We start from the raw sequence: 15,633 nt of genomic DNA, 5'->3' as shown, positions 1-15,633 counted from the left end.
TCGCAGATTTCAATCGCCGATGCGGCCTATTCGTCGCCGCCGAAGCCGGCTTCGGCGGTCGGACCGGAGTCCTTGCCCTTTTCGGCCGGATCGCGGTCCACGAACTCGATCACCGCCATCGCAGCGTTGTCGCCGTGGCGGTAGCCCGCCTTCAGGACGCGGATGTACCCGCCGTTGCGGCCGGCGTAGCGCGGGCCGAGCACCGAGAACAGCTTGCCGACCTGTTCAACGTCACGCACCTGGCTGATGGCCTGGCGGCGAGCGTGCAGGTTGCCGCGCTTGGCCAGGGTCACCAGCTTCTCGACGAAGGGGCGGAGCTCCTTCGCCTTCGGCAGGGTGGTCACGATTTGCTCGTGCTTGATCAGGCTCGCGGACATGTTGGCGAACATCGCCGTCCGGTGGGCGGACGTACGACCCAGTTTGCGGTGGGCTTTGCCGTGACGCATCTCTCATTCTCCTGGGTCATCTGACCCGCTTGGCGTCCGATGGATGGACGCCGCCTAACCAAGTCCCAGCCTGCTCCCGCCTGGGTCACTACGAAGCGCCGGGGCCCTCCGCCGCTGTTGCGGCTTCGTCGGGCCCGGACCGCCGAAGCGGTCCCGGAGTCGGCGCGAAAGGGTCTTACATCTGGTCTTCGAACTTCTTCGCGAGCTCTTCGATGTTCTCGGGCGGCCAGTTCGGCACGTCCATGCCGAGGTGGAGACCCATCCCGGCGAGAACTTCCTTGATCTCGTTCAGCGACTTGCGGCCGAAGTTCGGGGTGCGGAGCATCTCCGCCTCGGTCTTCTGGATGAGGTCGCCGATGTAGACGATGTTGTCGTTCTTCAGGCAGTTGGCCGAACGGACGGAGAGCTCGAGCTCGTCCACCTTCTTCAGCAGCGCCGGGTTGAACGGCAGCTCCGGCTTGGCCTCGCCCTCGACCTTCTTCTTCGGCTCTTCGAAGGTGATGAAGATCTGCAGCTGGTCCTGGAGGATGCGGGCGGCGTAGGCCACGGCGTCCACCGGGCTGACCGCGCCGTTGGTCTCCACTTCCATGATCAGCTTGTCGTAGTCGAGGCTCTGGCCCTGACGGGTGGGTTCGACCCGATAGGCGACGCGCTTGACCGGCGAGTAGAGGGCGTCGACGGCGATCAGGCCGATCGGGGCGTCTTCCGGACGGTTGAACTCGGCGGCGACGTAGCCCTTGCCGGTCTGGACCGTGAACTCCATGCGCACGGTGGCGCCGTCGTCCAGCGTGCAGAGCACGTGGTCGGGGTTCAGGATCTCGATGTCCGACGGCGCTTCGATCTGGCCGGCGGTCACCGCGCCCGGGCCGGTGGCGCGCAGCGTCATACGCTTCGGGCCCTCGGCGTGCATGCGCAGCGCCAGTTGCTTGATGTTCAGGACGATGTCGACGACGTCCTCACGCACGCCTTCCAGCGAGGAGAACTCGTGGACCACGCCGTCGATCTGCACCGCGGTCACGGCCGCGCCCTGCAGGGAGGAGAGAAGCACGCGCCGCAGGCTGTTGCCCAGGGTCACGCCGAACCCGCGTTCGAGGGGCTCGGCCACCAGACGCGCCTTGCGGCTGGCGTCGGCGCCGGTCTCGATTTGCGGCTTCTCGGGACGGATTAGTTCATTCCAGTTTCGTTCGATCACGTGTGTCCCTCGAAAACGCAGGATCGCCGGCCGCAGAACCGCGGACCGGCGTCAGGGAATAGTAGCTCGGGCGGCTAGACGCGCCGGCGCTTGGGCGGGCGGCAGCCGTTGTGCGGAATGGGCGTCACATCCCGGATGGTGGTGATCGTCATACCCACCGCCTGCAGGGCGCGGAGCGCGGACTCACGGCCCGAGCCGGGGCCCGAGACGTTGACTTCCAGCGTGCGCACGCCGTGTTCGGCGGCCTTACGGCCGGCGTCCTCGGCCGCCATCTGGGCGGCGTAGGGCGTCGACTTACGCGAACCCTTGAAACCCATCAGGCCGGCGCTGGACCAGGAGATCGTGTTCCCCTGGGCGTCGGTGATGGTCACCATGGTGTTGTTGAACGAGGCGTTCACGTGGGCGACGCCCGACGTGATGTTCTTGCGCTCGCGGCGTTTGACGCGCGCCGGTTCCTTGGCCATCGAGATCCGCTCTCTTACTTCTTCTTGCCGGCGATCGGCTTGGCCGGACCCTTACGGGTGCGGGCGTTGGTGTGGGTGCGCTGGCCGCGGACCGGCAGGCCCTTGCGGTGGCGCAGGCCGCGGTAGCAGGCCAGGTCCATCAGGCGCTTGATGTTGACCGCGGTCTCGCGGCGCAGGTCGCCTTCGACCATGTAGTCGCGGTCGATCGTCTCGCGGATCTGCAGGACTTCCGCATCGGTCAGCTGATTGACGCGGCGCGCGTCCTCGATACCGACCTTGCTGACGATCTCGCGGGCCTTCGCCTCGCCGATGCCATGGATGTACTGCAGCGCGATCACGACGCGCTTGTTCGTGGGAATGTTGACGCCAGCGATACGGGCCACGTAGGTAATCTCCTGATCACGCAAGAAAAGCGCAAACGGCGCCCCGGCCCCTAGCTGCCATAGGCATAGGCCGGCGCGTCCTTCGCGCTCTTTCGCGGAAGCGCTTCGTTATATGGATCGGGGTACCCCCGTCAATGGCCGAAACGCCCAAATGTGAACGAAATGCTGCACGCGCAAGGGGGTGGATGCCCCGCACGGGTTCGTCACGCGGGATTTGAGGCCCGACGCGAGGAAGGAAAGCATGAGTGCGCGTGATCCGCAATCGGCCTGGACGTTCAGCCGCGGGGCTTGTCCAGGGCGGCGTCGATGGCGGCGGCGACGGTTTCGATCGCGCCCATGCCGTCCACTTCCACCAGCTTCCCCTGCCCCTCGTAGTACGGCAGCAGCGGCGCGGTGTTGGCGTTGTAGGCGTTGAGCCGCACCACGAAGCTCTCGGGGTTGTCGTCCGGGCGGCCCGACTCGGCGAAGCGGCCGGCGATCCGCTGCTTCAGGGCCTCGTCGTCCACGCAGAGACGCAGGACCAGGTCGATCTGGCTGCCCCGGCCCTTCAGCATCTTGTCCAGGGCCTCGGCCTGGGGAAGCGTGCGGGGGAAGCCGTCGAAGATGGCGCCGCCGGCCGCCTCGGCCTCGGGCAGCCGGGATTCGATCAGCTCGACGACGATCTCGTCCGAGACCAGCTCGCCGCGCTGCATGATGCCCTCGACGCGTTTGCCCAGCTCCGAACCGGACGCGATCGCCGCGCGCAGCATGTCGCCCGTGGAGAGCTGAACCATGTTGCGGCCTTCGACCAGGCGCTTGGCCTGGGTGCCCTTCCCCGCCGCCGGCGGCCCGAACAGAATCAGGTTCATAGCGATCCCCTCACGCGGCGCTCTTGATGGCGCCGTACCGCAACGTCACCCAAGGCGGCCGCCCTAGCGCCGGCCGCCCCGCAGCTTCGACTTCTTGATCAGGCCCTCGTACTGGTGCGCCAGCAGGTGGGACTGGATCTGGGCCACCGTGTCCATGGTGACGCTGACGACGATGAGCAGCGACGTGCCGCCCATGTAGAACTGCGTCCCCGTGAACCGCATCAGGCCTTCGGGCAGCAGGCACACGAGGGTGATGTAGCCGGCGCCGATCACGGTCAGGCGGGTCAGCACGAAGTCCAGGTACTCGGCCGTCCGCTTGCCGGGGCGGATGCCCGGCAGGAAGCCGCCGTACTTGCGCAGGTTCTCCGCCGTGTCCTCGGGGTTGAAGACGACCGAGGTGTAGAAGAAGCAGAAGAAGATGATCAGCGCGCCGTAGAGCACCATGAACAGCGGCTGGCCGTGCTGGAGCTGGCCCACCGCGAGCGGCAGCCATTGCAGCCATTCCGGCAGGTTCGCCGTCGCGGCGAAGCCCATCACGGTCGCCGGCAGCAGCAGCAGCGACGAGGCGAAGATCGGCGGGATCACCCCCGAGGTGTTGATCTTCAGCGGCAGGAACGAGGTGTCGCCGCCGAACATGCGGTTGCCCACCTGGCGCTTGGGATACTGGACCAGCAGGCGGCGCTGCGAGCGCTCCATGAAGACGATCGCCACGGTCACGGCGATGACCAGCACCAGCATCAGGAACAGGGTGCCCGAGTTCATCGAGCCCGTGCGGGTGAGTTCCAGCGCCTGGAACAGGTACTGCGGCAGGACGGCCACGATACCGGCGAAGATCAGCAGCGAGATGCCGTTGCCGACGCCGCGGCTGGTGATCTGCTCGCCCAGCCACATCAGGAACATGGTGCCGCCCGTCAGGGTGACCACGGTCGAGACGATGAAGAAGATGCCCGGGTTCTCGACCAGGCCGGGGCTCTGCGACAGGCCCGCGGCGATGCCGAAGGACTGGAACACCGCCAGGGCGACGGTCAGGTAGCGGGTGTACTGGTTGAGCGTCTTGCGCCCCGCCTCGCCGCCTTCCTTCCGCAGCTTCTCCCACGGCGGATAGACCGTTCCGAGCAGCTGCACGATGATCGAGGCCGAGATGTACGGCATCACGTTCAGGGCGAAGATGGCCATCCGCTCGACGGCGCCGCCGGAGAACATGTTGAACATGCCCAGGATGCCCTGGGCCTGGCCGGAGAACGCCTGCTGGAAGGCGACCGGGTCGATGCCCGGGATCGGGATGTAGGTCCCCAGGCGATAGACGATCAGCGCCCAGAGCGTGAACCAGATACGCTTGTGAAGCTCCGTGGCCTTGCGGAAGGCGTCGAAGTTCAGATTGGCGGCGAGCTGTTCAGCGGCCGAAGCCATTCAGCAAATCCCCTGACTCGTATTCCTGCTGAGATAGGACGCGCCGGCCCCGATAGCGAGGCCGGCGTCGCCGCAGGACGCCTTAGGCCTCTTCGGCCTTGGCTTCGACCTTGGTCGTGGTCAGCGAGCCGCCGGCCTTTTCGACGGCCGTGCGGGCCGAGGCGGTGGCGGAATAGACGGTGAGGTTCAGCTTCGACTTCAGCTCGCCCTCGCCCAGCAGCTTCACGCCATCCTTGGCGCGACGGATCACGCCGGCCTTCAGCAGGGCGTCGGCGTCGATGGCGGCCTTGGCGTCGAGCTTGCCGGCGGCGATCGCCTGCTCGATGCGCCACAGGTTCACTTCGGCGAAGTCCTTGCGGTTGCGCGAGTTGAAGCCACGCTTGGGCATGCGCATGTGCAGCGGCATCTGGCCGCCTTCGAAGCCGGCGATCGAGACGCCGGTGCGCGCCTTCTGGCCCTTCACGCCGCGACCGGCGGTCTTGCCCTTGCCCGAGCCCGGGCCGCGGCCGACGCGCATGCGGCCCTTGGTGGAGCCTTCGCGCGGAGCGAGTTCGTTCAGCTTGGTCATATGTGCCTCTCCTTGGAGATCTGGCGCCCGGCGCAGGCCGGACTCGGCGTTGAAGACAGTGGCCCAGAAAGGCCGAAGGGGGCCCGAAGGGCCCCGGAAGTCGCGGAGCTTAGCCCTCCACGACCTCGATCAGGTGATGGACCTTGGCGATCATGCCGCGCACCGAGGGGGTGTCCTCGAGCGTGGAGACCCGGCCCACCTTGTTCAGGCCCAGGCCCGCGAGGGTCGCGCGCTGGTCCTTGGTCCGGCGGATCGGGCTGCCGGTCTGGCGAACGGTGACTTTGGCCATGTGATTAACCTTCCGCGTCGGCGGCCGGCTGCGCGGCCGAGGCGCCGTCCGCGCGGCGGCCGATCACGTCGGAGACCTTCTTGCCGCGCTTGGCCGCCACTTGGCGGGGCGAGGATTGGGCCTTCAGCGCTTCGAACGTCGCGCGCACCATGTTGTAGGGGTTGGACGAGCCGACCGACTTGCCGACGACGTCCTGGACGCCCAGGGTTTCGAGGACGGCCCGCATCGGACCGCCGGCGATGACGCCGGTGCCGGGAGGCGCCGCGCGAACCATGACCTTGCCCGCGCCCCAGCGGCCATTGCCGTCGTGGTGCAGGGTGCGGCTCTCGCGCAGCGGAACGCGGATCATCGACTTCTTGGCTTCTTCGGTCGCCTTGCGGATGGCTTCCGGCACTTCGCGCGCCTTGCCATGACCGAAGCCCACGCGGCCCTTCTGGTCGCCCACAACCATGAGGGCGGCGAAGGAGAACCGGCGGCCGCCCTTCACGGTGGCCGCGACGCGGTTGATGTGCACCAGCTTCTCGACGATTTCGCTGTCGCGCTCTTCTTCGTTCCGATTGCGACGATCGCCGCCGCGCTGTTCGTCTCTGCGAGCCATGATCGTTCCTTAGAAATTCAGGCCGGCTTCGCGCGCGGCGTCCGCCAGGGCCTTCACCCGGCCGTGGTACAGGTAGCCGCCACGATCGAACACGACGTCCTTGACGCCCTTCTCGATCGCGCGCTGGGCCACGAGGGCGCCGACCTTGGCGGCGGCGTCCTTGTCCGAGCCCTTCGCCTTGGCCTTCTCGCCTTCCAGCGAGGAGGCGGCCGCGAGCGTCACGCCGTTCTCATCGTCGATGATCTGGGCGTAGATGTTCTTGGCCGAACGGAAGACCGACAGGCGCGGGCGGCCGTTGGCCACCTTGCGGAGCCGGGTGCGGACGCGCTGGGCGCGGCGCTGGGTGGATTCGCGGGGAGAAAGGGCCATGGCTTACTTCTTCTTGCCTTCCTTGCGCCGGACCGTCTCGCCCTGATAGCGCACGCCCTTGCCCTTGTAGGGCTCCGGCGGACGGATGCGGCGGATCCGGGCGGCGATTTCGCCGACCATCTGCTTGTCGATGCCCGAGATCTTGATCTCGGTCTGCTTCGGCACGGCGAACGAGATGCCCGCCGGCGGCGGGATGTCCACGTCGTGGCTGAAGCCCAGCTGCATGGAGAGCGCCTGGCCCTTCATCGCCGCGCGATAGCCGACGCCGACCAGCTCGAGGGTCTGCTCATAGCCCTGGGTCACGCCCACGACCATGTTGTTGACCAGCGTGCGCGAGAGGCCCCACATCGCTTGCGCGCGGGTGGTTTCCTGGCGCTTGGAGAGCGTGATTTCCCCGCCCTCCTGCTTGACCTCGATCTCTTCGGCGACCGTCCAGGCGAGCTGGCCCTTGGGGCCCTTCACCGTGACCGTCTGGCCGTCGATGGTCACCGTGACCCCGCTGGGAACGGCGACCGCCTTCTTTCCGATACGAGACATCTTAGTAGACCCGGCAGAGCACTTCGCCGCCCACGTTGGCCTCGCGGGCCGCGGTGTCCGACATGACGCCCTTCGGCGTCGACAGGATCGAGATCCCGAGGCCGTTCTTCACCGGCTTCAGGTCCTTGATCGACGAATAGACGCGACGGCCGGGCTTGGAGACGCGGCTGATCTCGACGATGACGGGCGCGCCGTCAAAGTACTTCAGCTCGATCTCGAACTCGGGGAAGGCGCCGGGCTTTTCCACCAGGTGGTAGCCGCGGATGTAGCCTTCATCGAGCAGCACATCGAGGACGCGCGCGCGCATCTTCGACGCCGGGGTCGACAGCTTGTTGCGGCCGCGCTGGGCGGCGTTCTTGATGCGGGCGATCAGATCGCCGATGGGGTCATTGACCATTCGACCCTCCCCTTACCAGCTCGACTTGACGAGACCGGGGATCAGCCCAGCGGACCCGAGGTCGCGCAGGGAAATCCGGCTCATCTTCAGCTTGCGGTAGTAACCGCGCGGACGGCCCGTGACTTCGCAGCGGTTGCGAATCCGGGTCTTGGACGAGTTGCGGGGCAGCTCGGCCAGCTTGAGGCGGGCGTCGAAACGCTCCTCCAGCGGCAGGCTCTCGTTGTTCGCAACCGCCTTCAGCGCCTCGCGCTTGGCGGCGTGCTGCTTCACGAGTTGCTTGACCCGTTCGTTACGGTTGACAGCGCTTTTCTTGGCCATGTGTCTTTATCCTTCCCGCCGCTTAAGCTTGCGCTTGGACGAACGGGAACTGGAATTCCCGAAGAAGCTCACGCGCTTCGTCGTCGGTCTTCGCAGTCGTGGTGACGATGATGTCCATGCCCCAGATCTGGTCGATCTGGTCGTAGTTGATCTCCGGGAACACGATGTGCTCCTTCAGACCCATGGCGTAGTTGCCGCGGCCGTCGAACGACGTGGGCTTCAGGCCCCGGAAGTCCTTCACGCGCGGCAGCGCGATGGTGATCAGACGATCGAGGAACTCGTACATCTGGTCCTTGCGGAGGGTCACCTTGCAGCCCACCGTCATGCCTTCGCGCAGCTTGAAGCCGGCGATCGACGTGCGGGCCTTGGTGGCCACCGGCTTCTGGCCGGCGATCTTCGCCAGGTCCGCCATCGCCGAGTTGATCTTCTTGGAGTCGGCGACAGCTTCGCCCACGCCCATGTTGATCACGATCTTCTCGAGCTTCGGGATCTGCATCTCGTTCGTGTAGCCGAACTTTTCCTTCAGCTTGGCACGGATGCGCGAGCGGTACTCGGACTTGAGCCGCGGTTCGTAAGCTTGATCAGCCATTGATCACCTCGCCGGTCGTCTTGGCGATACGGACCTTCTTGTCGCCTTCAACCTTGAAGCCGACGCGGGTCGGCTTGCCGTTGGAGTCGACCACAGCCACGTTCGACAGGTGGATCGACGCTTCCTTGTGCTTGATCCCGCCTTGGGGATCCAACTGGGACGGACGGGTGTGGCGCTGGACCATGTTCAGGCCCTGCACCACGACGCGCTGCTCTTGCGGGAGCACCTTCAGGACGGCGCCCTGACGGCCCTTGTCCTTGCCGGTGAGGACCATGACCTGGTCCCCCTTCTTGATCTTCGCAGCCATCACAGCACCTCGGGAGCGAGCGAGATGATCTTCATGTGGTTCTTGGCGCGCAGTTCGCGGGGAACCGGGCCAAAGATCCGCGTGCCGATCGGCTCGGACGACTTGTTGACGATGACGGCGGCGTTCTTGTCGAACCGGATCACCGAACCGTCCTTGCGCTTGATGGCCTGGCTCGTGCGCACGACGATGGCTTGCAGCACATCGCCTTTCTTCACGCGGCCGCGCGGGATCGCCTCCTTCACGGAGACGACGATCTTGTCACCGACGCTGGCGTAACGGCGCTTCGCGCCGCCCAGCACCTTGATGCACATGACCCGGCGGGCGCCGGAATTGTCGGCGACGTCCAGGTTAGTTTGCATCTGGATCATGGGTTCAGATCCTTAGGCTTCTTGGGCCGCGCCGCCCTTAGGCAGCACTTCCCAGGTTTTGGTCTTGGACTTGGGCGCGCATTCGATGATGCGGACGCCTTCGCCGGACTTGTAGGCATTGGCCTCGTCATGGGCGTGGTACTTCTTGGACCGGCGGACGGTCTTCTTCAGCACCGGGTGCAGGAAGGTCCGTTCGACCTTCACCACGACCGTCTTGTCGCCCTTGTCGGAGACGACCACGCCCTCGAGAATTCGCTTCGGCATCTGTCGGTTCTCCTCAGGCCTGGGCCTGCTTCGCGCGCAGGACGGTCTTGATGCGCGCGATATCCTTGCGCACCTCTTCCACGCGGTGGGTCTTCTCGATCTGGCCGGTCGCCTTCTGGAAGCGCAGGTTGAACTGCTCCTTCTTGAGGGAGACGAGCTGGTCGGCCAGCTGGTCGGGGGTCAGACCCCGGATTTCGTCGATCTTCATCACGCGTGCTCCGCGACCGGGGCGTCGATCCGCGTCACGATGCGGGTCTTCACCGGAAGCTTCGCCGCGCCGAGGCGCAGGGCTTCACGGGCCACATCGTCCGGCACGCCGTCGATTTCAAACATGATCCGGCCGGGGTGAACCCGGGCGGCCCAGAACTCCACCGCGCCCTTGCCCTTGCCCATCCGGACTTCGGCCGGCTTGCCGGTCACGGGAACGTCCGGATAGATCCGGATCCACACCCGGCCCTGGCGCTTCATCTGGCGGGTGATCGCGCGGCGGGCCGCCTCGATCTGCCGCGCCGTGACGCGCTCGGGCTCCACCGACTTCAGGCCGTAGGAGCCGAAGTTCAGGGTGAAACCGCCCTTGGCCAGGCCGTGGATGCGGCCCTTGAACTGCTTGCGGTACTTGGTCTTCTTCGGAGACAGCATCTCTTCGGATCCTTAGGCGTTCGCCGGTTCGCGGCGATCGCGGCGGGGGCCGCGGTCGGGACGATCGCCGCGCTCGCGGCCACCACCCTCACCAGCCGGACCGCTTTCGCTGGCCAGGCGCTTGTCGAGGGCCATCGGGTCGTGGTCCAGGACCTCGCCCTTGAAGACCCACACCTTCACACCGATGATGCCGTAGGTGGTCTTGGCTTCGGTGAAGCCGTAGTCCACGTCGGCGCGCAGGGTGTGCAGCGGCACGCGGCCTTCGCGATACCACTCCATCCGCGCGATTTCGGCGCCGCCCAGGCGGCCCGAGACGTTGATGCGGACGCCCTTGGCGCCGAGGCGCATGGCCGACTGCATCGAACGCTTCATGGCGCGGCGGAAGGCGACCCGGCGCTCGAGCTGCTGGGCGATGTTCTCGGCCACCAGCTGGGCGTCGGTTTCCGGCTTGCGGATTTCCACGATGTTCAGGTGAACCTCGCCGTCCGTCATGGCGGCGATGTCCTTGCGCAGCTTGTCGATGTCCGCGCCCTTCTTGCCGATGATCACGCCGGGGCGCGCGGCATAGATGGTGATGCGGCACTTCTTGTGCGGGCGCTCGATGATGATGCGCGAGACACCGGCCTGGTACAGGCGCTTCTTCAGCGCGCGGCGGACCTTGATGTCTTCGTGCAACAGGCGGCCGTACTCAGGGCCGTCGGCGAACCAGCGGCTGTCCCAGGTGCGGTTGATGCCGAGGCGAAGCCCGACCGGATTGATCTTCTGACCCATTAGGCGGCCTCACCCACTTCGCGGACCACGATCGTGATCTCGCTGAACGGCTTCTCGACGCGCGACGCACGACCGCGGGCGCGGGCGTGGAAGCGCTTCATCACGAGGTTCTTGCCCACATAGGCCTCGGCGACGACCAGCGAGTCGATGTCGAGGTTGTGGTTGTTCTCGGCGTTGGAGATCGCCGAGTAGAGCGCCTTGCGCACATCGGCGGCGATCCGGCGCGAGCTGAATTCCAGCTCGTTCAGGGCGCGCTGCACCTTCAGGCCGCGGATGGACTGGGCCACGAGGTTGAGCTTGCGGGGGCTGATGCGGATGGTCCGCACCTTGGCCACCGCTTCGGCCTCCGTGTAACGGCGAGCCTTGGCTTGCTTGCTCATCTTACTTCCTCTTGGCCTTCTTGTCGGCCGCGTGACCGGGGAAGAAGCGGGTGGGCGCGAACTCGCCCAGCTTCATGCCGACCATGTCTTCCGAGACGAGCACGGGGACGTGCTTCTGGCCGTTGTGCACGCCGAACGTCAGGCCCACGAACTGGGGCATGATGGTCGAGCGGCGCGACCAGGTCTTGATCACGTCCTTGCGGCCGGACGCCTGCAGCGCTTCGGCCTTCTTCAGCAGATACCCGTCGACGAACGGGCCTTTCCAGACGGAACGGGTCATGGCTTAGCGAGCCTTCCGAGCGTGACGCGAACGGATGATGAACTTGTCCGTCGCCTTGTTCTTGCGGGTCTTGCGGCCCTTCGTCGGCTTGCCCCACGGGGTCACCGGGTGGCGACCGCCGGAGGTGCGGCCTTCACCGCCGCCGTGCGGGTGGTCGATCGGGTTCATGGCGACGCCGCGGACGTGCGGCCTGCGGCCCTTGTGACGCGAACGCCCGGCCTTGCCGAGGTTCTCGTTCATGTGGTCGGGGTTCGAGACCGCGCCCACCGTGGCCATGCAGCTGTCCATGACCATGCGCAGCTCGCCCGAGTTCAGGCGGATCTGGGCATAGCCGGCGTCACGGCCGACCAGCTGGGCGTAGGCGCCGGCCGAGCGGGCGATCTGGCCGCCCTTCAGGGGCTTCAGCTCGACGTTGTGGATGATCGTGCCGATCGGCATGCCGCGCAGCGGCATGGCGTTGCCCGGCTTCACGTCGGCCTTCTCGGCCGCGATCACCTGGTCGCCGGCCTTCAGGCGCTGCGGAGCCAGGATGTAGGCCAGCTCGCCGTCGGCGTACTTCACCAGGGCGATGAAGGCCGAACGGTTCGGGTCGTACTCCAGGCGCTCGACCGTCGCGGGGACGTCGAACTTCCGGCGCTTGAAGTCCACGATGCGGTACAGGCGCTTGGCGCCGCCGCCGCGGAAGCGGACCGCCACGCGGCCGTTGCCGCCACGGCCGCCCGACTTCGTCAGGCCTTCGACCAGACGCTTTTCCGGACCGCCCTTGTGGAGCTCGGACTTGTCGACCAGGACCAGCTGACGGCGGCCCGGCGACGTGGGATTGAATTGCTTCAAGGCCATCGGATCAGAGCCCCGTAGTGATGTCGATCGACTGGCCTTCGGCCAGCGTCACGATCGCTTTCTTGACGTCCGAGCGCTTGCCCATGATGCCGCGGAACCGCTTGGTCTTGCCCTTCACGTTGATCGTGTTGACCTTCGTGACGTTGACCTTGAACAGCGCCTCGACCGCAGCGGCGATCTCGTCCTTGGAGGCGTCGCCGGCCACGCGGAAGACGACCTTGTTCTGCTCCGAGAGCAGCGTGGCCTTTTCCGTGATGATCGGAGACAGGATGGTGTCGTAGTGACGAACGGTGGGTTCCACGGCCATCACGCGGCCTCCTTAGGCTGGAAGCGCGCCTGGATCGCCTCGACCGCGTCCTTGGTCAGGACCAGGGTGCGGCGACGCAGCACGTCGTAGACGTTCAGGCCGGCGTTCGGCAGCACATCCACGTTCGGGATGTTGCGGGCGGCCAGGCCGAAGTTCTTGTCCACCTCGGCGCCGGCGATCACCAGCGCATGCGTCACGCCGATCTTGCCCAGTTGGTCGCGGAGCGCGGCCGTCTTGGCGTCCTTCAGCGAGACCGAGTCCAGGACGATCAGCGAGCCGTCCTTGGCCTTGGCGGACAGCGCATGGCGCAGGGCCAGGGCGCGGACCTTCTTGGGCAGGTCGAAGGCGTGGCTGCGGACCACGGGACCGTGGGCCTTCGCGCCGCCGACGAACTGGGCCGCCCGGCGCGAGCCGTGACGGGCGCCGCCGGTGCCCTTCTGCTTGTACATCTTCTTCGAGGTGCGGGAGACCTCGTTGCGGACCTGGATCTTGTGGTTGCCCGACCGGCGCTTGGCCAGCTGCCAGGTGACCACGCGCTGCAGGATGTCGCCGCGGATCTCTTCGATGCCGAAGATATCGTCGGCCAGCTCGATCGAGCCGCCCTTCCCGCCGTCCAGCTTGATGACGTCGAGTTTCATTACGCTTGATCCCCAGCTTCGGTCGCCTCAACCGGGGCGTCGGCCACCGACTCCTCGGCCGGCGTTTCCGCGGCGGCCTGGGCCGGGGTCGGCTGACCCGAGGACTTGAAGGCGCCCGGCTTCGGCGCGTCGGCCGGCAGGGCCGACTTCACCGCGTCGCGGATCTTCACGAACGAGCCTTCCGAGCCCGGGACGGCGCCCTTGACCAGGATGAGGCCGCGCTCGGCGTCCACGCGCCAGACGGTCAGGTTGAGGGTGGTGACGGTTTCCTGGCCGAGGTGGCCGGCCATCTTCTTGCCCGGGAACGTGCGGCCCGGATCCTGGCGGTTACCCGTCGAACCGTGCGAACGGTGCGAGACGGACACGCCGTGGGTGGCGCGCAGGCCGCCGAAGTTCCAGCGCTTCATGGCGCCGGCGAAGCCCTTACCCACCGTGGTGCCGGTGATGTCGATCTTCTGGCCCGGCACGTAGTGGTCGGCGGTGATCTCCGCGCCCACGTCGATGAGAGCGTCTTCCGAGACCTTGAACTCGACCAGCTTGTGCTTCGGCTCGACCTCGCCCTTGGCGAAGTGGCCGCGGAGCGCCTTCGTGGTGTTCTTCGGCTTCTTGGAGCCCGCACCCAGCTGGAGGGCCACGTAGCCGTCCTTGTCCTTGGTGCGGTGGGCGACGACCTGGCAGCCTTCGAGGCTCAGGACCGTCACGGGCACGTGGGCGCCGGCTTCGTCGAAGAAGCGAGCCATACCCAGTTTCTTGGCGATTACGCCGGTTCGCATCGGATCAATCCCCTTAGAGCTTGATCTCGACGTCCACGCCGGCGGACAGGTCGAGCTTCATCAGCGCGTCCACGGTCTGCGGGGTGGGGTCGACGATATCGAGCACGCGCTTATGCGTGCGGATTTCGAACTGCTCGCGCGACTTCTTGTCGATGTGCGGCGAACGGTTGACGGTGAACTTCTCGATGCGCGTCGGCAGCGGGATCGGGCCACGCACAGCGGCGCCGGTCCTCTTGGCCGTGTTCACGATCTCGCGGGTGGAATGGTCCAGCACGCGGTGATCGAAGGCTTTGAGCCTGATGCGAATGTTTTGAGCCATATCGCTCTTACGTTTCCCTACAGACGGCGGGCGCCCGCGTGATCTCGACCATTTCAAAGACCAGCCCGAACCCTCAGGTGAGAGTCCGTACGCGAAAGTCCGCACAAACGACTTAGGCCCGCGCGAACCCGCGAGGGCCTACTCCCGAAACGCTTGATTTAAGCACTGTCTCGAGCCGTTCCGCGGGCCGCGTCTGCGCCTCAAATCGCTTTGAAGCACACAGCCGGTCCAACAGGAGGCGCGGTAATACCTATGCGACTCGCCCCCGTCAAGGGGCGAGCCGTGGCGTGGCGTCAGTCGCCGATGCGGATCGAGCCCGAGCCCATGATGGTCTTGGAGATCTCGCCCCGCACCTGGCCGGCATGGACGTCGCCCGAGCCGGCGATGCGCACCTTGAGGCTGTCGGCGGTCCCGCGGAAGTCCACGTCGCCGGAGCCGGCGATCGAGACCTTCATGGTCGTCGCCCGGCCGCCCAGGACGTCGACGTCGCCCGAGCCGGCCACCGAGACCTCCAGCGGACCGGCGATGGACTTGACGTGCGCCGACCCCGAGCCGGCGATGCTGATGTCCAGGCCGCCCTTCACGTCGGCGGCGGCCACGTCGCCCGAGCCGGCCAGCCGCACCCGGAGCGAACCCGTGGAGCCCATGCGGGTGTCGCCGGAGCCGGCCTGGCTGACCTTGGCCTCGCCGGCGACGTTGGCCACGGTCCAGTCGCCGCAGCCGGAATTGCCCAGGTCGAGGCTGGCCGAGCGGCCCACGGCCCCAAACACCGCGCCGCCGGTGTCGATCTGCACATCCCGCGGCGTGTGGATCACCACCTGCGGCAGGTCCGCGTAGGCGAAGCTGCCACGGTCCCGCACCTCCACGGAGGCGCGCTCGCCCGCGCCGCGGCAGCTGCGGATCCGACGTTCCAGGTCGCCGTCCACGATCGTGCGGCCAGCCAGGGTGCGGACGGTGAGCGGGAGCCGGGGGTTGGTCGAGACGATCTCGACCTTGATGTCCGAGCGGTCTCCCGGCACCACGGTGACGCGGGCGGCGGCGTCCTTCACCTCGATCGAGGCGGCCTGGGCGGCCCCGGCGCCGAACGCGGCCACGGCGGCCAGAAGGATGGTTTGAAGGCGCATCGTCCTCTCTCCCAAAGTCGAAAGCGTTGATGCGGAAGCTAGTCGCGGGCGCCCGACGGGGCAGCTTAATTCGCAGTCATGACACGCTTGTCATGGCGCAAGCAAAAGGGGCCGCCGGAAGTTGTCCGGCGGCCCCTAATGTTCGGTGGTCGGGTAGGCTTTGGGCCTACTTGATGATCTTGGAGACCACGCCCGAGCCCACGGTCCGGCCGCCT

28 protein-coding genes are annotated in these 15,633 nt (G+C 66.7%); all 28 read right to left on the bottom strand.

What is annotated here, in order from left to right; all coding sequences use genetic code 11:
- Positions 1-26: 26 nt before the first annotated feature.
- The 28 genes from rplQ to AX721_RS14410 all read right to left on the bottom strand — a co-directional run bounded on the left by rplQ (position 27) and on the right by AX721_RS14410 (position 15,418).
- Positions 27-446, bottom strand: a complete 420-nt coding sequence (gene rplQ, locus AX721_RS14545; protein ID WP_068876711.1) for a 50S ribosomal protein L17 — start codon at positions 444-446, stop codon at positions 27-29.
- Between the two features lie 175 nt (positions 447-621).
- A complete protein-coding gene (locus AX721_RS14540; protein ID WP_068876710.1) occupies positions 622-1,638 on the bottom strand; it encodes a DNA-directed RNA polymerase subunit alpha in 1,017 nt (338 codons plus the stop codon).
- 74 nt (positions 1,639-1,712) lie between these two features.
- A complete protein-coding gene (gene rpsK / locus AX721_RS14535; protein ID WP_012521811.1) occupies positions 1,713-2,102 on the bottom strand; it encodes a 30S ribosomal protein S11 in 390 nt (129 codons plus the stop codon).
- A 14-nt stretch (positions 2,103-2,116) separates the two neighbouring features.
- Positions 2,117-2,485 (bottom strand): 30S ribosomal protein S13, encoded by a 369-nt coding sequence (gene rpsM, locus AX721_RS14530; RefSeq protein ID WP_068876709.1) that lies wholly within the window; start codon positions 2,483-2,485, stop codon positions 2,117-2,119.
- Positions 2,486-2,760: 275 nt separating this feature from the next.
- Positions 2,761-3,333 (bottom strand): adenylate kinase, encoded by a 573-nt coding sequence (locus tag AX721_RS14525; protein ID WP_068876708.1) that lies wholly within the window; start codon positions 3,331-3,333, stop codon positions 2,761-2,763.
- Positions 3,334-3,396: 63 nt separating this feature from the next.
- On the bottom strand, positions 3,397-4,743 hold the full coding sequence (gene secY, locus AX721_RS14520; RefSeq protein ID WP_068876707.1) for a preprotein translocase subunit SecY: 1,347 nt from the start codon (positions 4,741-4,743) through the stop codon (positions 3,397-3,399).
- An 82-nt stretch (positions 4,744-4,825) separates the two neighbouring features.
- Positions 4,826-5,311, bottom strand: coding sequence for a 50S ribosomal protein L15 (rplO, locus tag AX721_RS14515; protein WP_068876706.1), 486 nt, complete (start codon positions 5,309-5,311; stop codon positions 4,826-4,828).
- A gap of 109 nt (positions 5,312-5,420) precedes the next feature.
- Entirely contained in the window at positions 5,421-5,600 is a 180-nt protein-coding gene (gene rpmD / locus AX721_RS14510) for a 50S ribosomal protein L30 (protein WP_068876705.1), read from the bottom strand.
- A gap of 4 nt (positions 5,601-5,604) precedes the next feature.
- Entirely contained in the window at positions 5,605-6,198 is a 594-nt protein-coding gene (rpsE, locus tag AX721_RS14505; RefSeq protein ID WP_068876704.1) for a 30S ribosomal protein S5, read from the bottom strand.
- Between the two features lie 9 nt (positions 6,199-6,207).
- Positions 6,208-6,567 carry a 50S ribosomal protein L18 gene (gene rplR, locus AX721_RS14500; protein WP_068876703.1) on the bottom strand — a complete coding sequence of 120 codons (360 nt, stop codon included), beginning with the start codon at positions 6,565-6,567 and terminating at the stop codon, positions 6,208-6,210.
- Positions 6,568-6,570: 3 nt separating this feature from the next.
- On the bottom strand, positions 6,571-7,104 hold the full coding sequence (gene rplF, locus AX721_RS14495; protein ID WP_068876702.1) for a 50S ribosomal protein L6: 534 nt from the start codon (positions 7,102-7,104) through the stop codon (positions 6,571-6,573).
- A 1-nt stretch (position 7,105) separates the two neighbouring features.
- A complete protein-coding gene (gene rpsH / locus AX721_RS14490; protein ID WP_068876701.1) occupies positions 7,106-7,501 on the bottom strand; it encodes a 30S ribosomal protein S8 in 396 nt (131 codons plus the stop codon).
- A gap of 12 nt (positions 7,502-7,513) precedes the next feature.
- Positions 7,514-7,819 (bottom strand): 30S ribosomal protein S14, encoded by a 306-nt coding sequence (gene rpsN, locus AX721_RS14485; protein WP_068876700.1) that lies wholly within the window; start codon positions 7,817-7,819, stop codon positions 7,514-7,516.
- 22 nt (positions 7,820-7,841) lie between these two features.
- Complete coding sequence (gene rplE, locus AX721_RS14480; RefSeq protein WP_068876699.1) at positions 7,842-8,408, bottom strand: 50S ribosomal protein L5; 567 nt, start codon at positions 8,406-8,408, stop codon at positions 7,842-7,844.
- Positions 8,401-8,715, bottom strand: a complete 315-nt coding sequence (gene rplX / locus AX721_RS14475) for a 50S ribosomal protein L24 (RefSeq protein ID WP_068876698.1) — start codon at positions 8,713-8,715, stop codon at positions 8,401-8,403. Before rplX ends, rplE begins: the two co-directional genes overlap by 8 nt.
- Positions 8,715-9,083, bottom strand: coding sequence for a 50S ribosomal protein L14 (gene rplN / locus AX721_RS14470; RefSeq protein WP_068876697.1), 369 nt, complete (start codon positions 9,081-9,083; stop codon positions 8,715-8,717). Before rplN ends, rplX begins: the two co-directional genes overlap by 1 nt.
- 12 nt (positions 9,084-9,095) lie before the next feature.
- Positions 9,096-9,347 carry a 30S ribosomal protein S17 gene (gene rpsQ, locus AX721_RS14465; RefSeq protein ID WP_068876696.1) on the bottom strand — a complete coding sequence of 84 codons (252 nt, stop codon included), beginning with the start codon at positions 9,345-9,347 and terminating at the stop codon, positions 9,096-9,098.
- A 13-nt stretch (positions 9,348-9,360) separates the two neighbouring features.
- Positions 9,361-9,555, bottom strand: a complete 195-nt coding sequence (rpmC, locus tag AX721_RS14460; protein ID WP_068876695.1) for a 50S ribosomal protein L29 — start codon at positions 9,553-9,555, stop codon at positions 9,361-9,363.
- The gene (rplP, locus tag AX721_RS14455; protein ID WP_068876694.1) at positions 9,555-9,986 is read right to left on the bottom strand and encodes a 50S ribosomal protein L16; all 432 of its coding nucleotides are present in this window, start codon (positions 9,984-9,986) and stop codon (positions 9,555-9,557) included. Before rplP ends, rpmC begins: the two co-directional genes overlap by 1 nt.
- 12 nt (positions 9,987-9,998) lie before the next feature.
- Positions 9,999-10,757, bottom strand: a complete 759-nt coding sequence (rpsC, locus tag AX721_RS14450; RefSeq protein ID WP_068876693.1) for a 30S ribosomal protein S3 — start codon at positions 10,755-10,757, stop codon at positions 9,999-10,001.
- Entirely contained in the window at positions 10,757-11,137 is a 381-nt protein-coding gene (rplV, locus tag AX721_RS14445; protein ID WP_068876692.1) for a 50S ribosomal protein L22, read from the bottom strand. Before rplV ends, rpsC begins: the two co-directional genes overlap by 1 nt.
- A gap of 1 nt (position 11,138) precedes the next feature.
- On the bottom strand, positions 11,139-11,417 hold the full coding sequence (gene rpsS / locus AX721_RS14440; protein ID WP_068876691.1) for a 30S ribosomal protein S19: 279 nt from the start codon (positions 11,415-11,417) through the stop codon (positions 11,139-11,141).
- Positions 11,418-11,420: 3 nt separating this feature from the next.
- Positions 11,421-12,257, bottom strand: coding sequence for a 50S ribosomal protein L2 (gene rplB / locus AX721_RS14435; protein WP_068876690.1), 837 nt, complete (start codon positions 12,255-12,257; stop codon positions 11,421-11,423).
- 4 nt (positions 12,258-12,261) lie between these two features.
- The gene (locus AX721_RS14430) at positions 12,262-12,558 is read right to left on the bottom strand and encodes a 50S ribosomal protein L23 (protein WP_156467180.1); all 297 of its coding nucleotides are present in this window, start codon (positions 12,556-12,558) and stop codon (positions 12,262-12,264) included.
- 5 nt (positions 12,559-12,563) lie between these two features.
- Positions 12,564-13,202 carry a 50S ribosomal protein L4 gene (gene rplD, locus AX721_RS14425; protein WP_068876688.1) on the bottom strand — a complete coding sequence of 213 codons (639 nt, stop codon included), beginning with the start codon at positions 13,200-13,202 and terminating at the stop codon, positions 12,564-12,566.
- Positions 13,202-13,975, bottom strand: a complete 774-nt coding sequence (rplC, locus tag AX721_RS14420) for a 50S ribosomal protein L3 (protein WP_068876687.1) — start codon at positions 13,973-13,975, stop codon at positions 13,202-13,204. The genes rplD and rplC overlap by 1 nt, the downstream gene beginning before the upstream one ends.
- A gap of 13 nt (positions 13,976-13,988) precedes the next feature.
- Positions 13,989-14,294: a 30S ribosomal protein S10 gene (gene rpsJ / locus AX721_RS14415; protein WP_068876686.1), complete on the bottom strand. Its 306-nt coding sequence runs from the start codon at positions 14,292-14,294 to the stop codon at positions 13,989-13,991.
- A 293-nt stretch (positions 14,295-14,587) separates the two neighbouring features.
- Complete coding sequence (locus tag AX721_RS14410; protein WP_068876685.1) at positions 14,588-15,418, bottom strand: GIN domain-containing protein; 831 nt, start codon at positions 15,416-15,418, stop codon at positions 14,588-14,590.
- Between the last annotated feature and the right edge of the window lie 215 nt (positions 15,419-15,633).

It is taken from the genome of Phenylobacterium sp. CCH9-H3, from assembly GCF_001557235.1.
GTDB lineage: Bacteria > Pseudomonadota > Alphaproteobacteria > Caulobacterales > Caulobacteraceae > Phenylobacterium.
This window is presented reverse-complemented; position numbering and strand designations above follow the sequence as displayed.

Bases quoted from the DNA above. Each gene is read 5' to 3' on its own strand.
- rpsS (WP_068876691.1), bottom strand. From the start codon at position 11,417: ATGACCCGTTCCGTCTGGAAAGGCCCGTTCGTCGACGGGTATCTGCTG.
- rpsK (WP_012521811.1), bottom strand. From the start codon at position 2,102: ATGGCCAAGGAACCGGCGCGCGTCAAACGCCGCGAGCGCAAGAACATC.
- rplO (WP_068876706.1), bottom strand. From the start codon at position 5,311: ATGACCAAGCTGAACGAACTCGCTCCGCGCGAAGGCTCCACCAAGGGC.
- rplB (WP_068876690.1), bottom strand. From the start codon at position 12,257: ATGGCCTTGAAGCAATTCAATCCCACGTCGCCGGGCCGCCGTCAGCTG.
- rplQ (WP_068876711.1), bottom strand. From the start codon at position 446: ATGCGTCACGGCAAAGCCCACCGCAAACTGGGTCGTACGTCCGCCCAC.
- rpsC (WP_068876693.1), bottom strand. From the start codon at position 10,757: ATGGGTCAGAAGATCAATCCGGTCGGGCTTCGCCTCGGCATCAACCGC.
- AX721_RS14525 (WP_068876708.1), bottom strand. From the start codon at position 3,333: ATGAACCTGATTCTGTTCGGGCCGCCGGCGGCGGGGAAGGGCACCCAG.
- rpsH (WP_068876701.1), bottom strand. From the start codon at position 7,501: ATGGTCAATGACCCCATCGGCGATCTGATCGCCCGCATCAAGAACGCC.
- rplR (WP_068876703.1), bottom strand. From the start codon at position 6,567: ATGGCCCTTTCTCCCCGCGAATCCACCCAGCGCCGCGCCCAGCGCGTC.
- rplF (WP_068876702.1), bottom strand. From the start codon at position 7,104: ATGTCTCGTATCGGAAAGAAGGCGGTCGCCGTTCCCAGCGGGGTCACG.
- rplN (WP_068876697.1), bottom strand. From the start codon at position 9,083: ATGATCCAGATGCAAACTAACCTGGACGTCGCCGACAATTCCGGCGCC.
- rpsJ (WP_068876686.1), bottom strand. From the start codon at position 14,294: ATGGCTCAAAACATTCGCATCAGGCTCAAAGCCTTCGATCACCGCGTG.
- rpmD (WP_068876705.1), bottom strand. From the start codon at position 5,600: ATGGCCAAAGTCACCGTTCGCCAGACCGGCAGCCCGATCCGCCGGACC.
- rplX (WP_068876698.1), bottom strand. From the start codon at position 8,715: ATGGCTGCGAAGATCAAGAAGGGGGACCAGGTCATGGTCCTCACCGGC.
- rplV (WP_068876692.1), bottom strand. From the start codon at position 11,137: ATGAGCAAGCAAGCCAAGGCTCGCCGTTACACGGAGGCCGAAGCGGTG.
- rpsE (WP_068876704.1), bottom strand. From the start codon at position 6,198: ATGGCTCGCAGAGACGAACAGCGCGGCGGCGATCGTCGCAATCGGAAC.
- rpmC (WP_068876695.1), bottom strand. From the start codon at position 9,555: ATGAAGATCGACGAAATCCGGGGTCTGACCCCCGACCAGCTGGCCGAC.
- rpsQ (WP_068876696.1), bottom strand. From the start codon at position 9,347: ATGCCGAAGCGAATTCTCGAGGGCGTGGTCGTCTCCGACAAGGGCGAC.
- rplC (WP_068876687.1), bottom strand. From the start codon at position 13,975: ATGCGAACCGGCGTAATCGCCAAGAAACTGGGTATGGCTCGCTTCTTC.
- rplP (WP_068876694.1), bottom strand. From the start codon at position 9,986: ATGCTGTCTCCGAAGAAGACCAAGTACCGCAAGCAGTTCAAGGGCCGC.
- rpsN (WP_068876700.1), bottom strand. From the start codon at position 7,819: ATGGCCAAGAAAAGCGCTGTCAACCGTAACGAACGGGTCAAGCAACTC.
- rplD (WP_068876688.1), bottom strand. From the start codon at position 13,202: ATGAAACTCGACGTCATCAAGCTGGACGGCGGGAAGGGCGGCTCGATC.
- secY (WP_068876707.1), bottom strand. From the start codon at position 4,743: ATGGCTTCGGCCGCTGAACAGCTCGCCGCCAATCTGAACTTCGACGCC.
- rplE (WP_068876699.1), bottom strand. From the start codon at position 8,408: ATGGCTGATCAAGCTTACGAACCGCGGCTCAAGTCCGAGTACCGCTCG.
- AX721_RS14410 (WP_068876685.1), bottom strand. From the start codon at position 15,418: ATGCGCCTTCAAACCATCCTTCTGGCCGCCGTGGCCGCGTTCGGCGCC.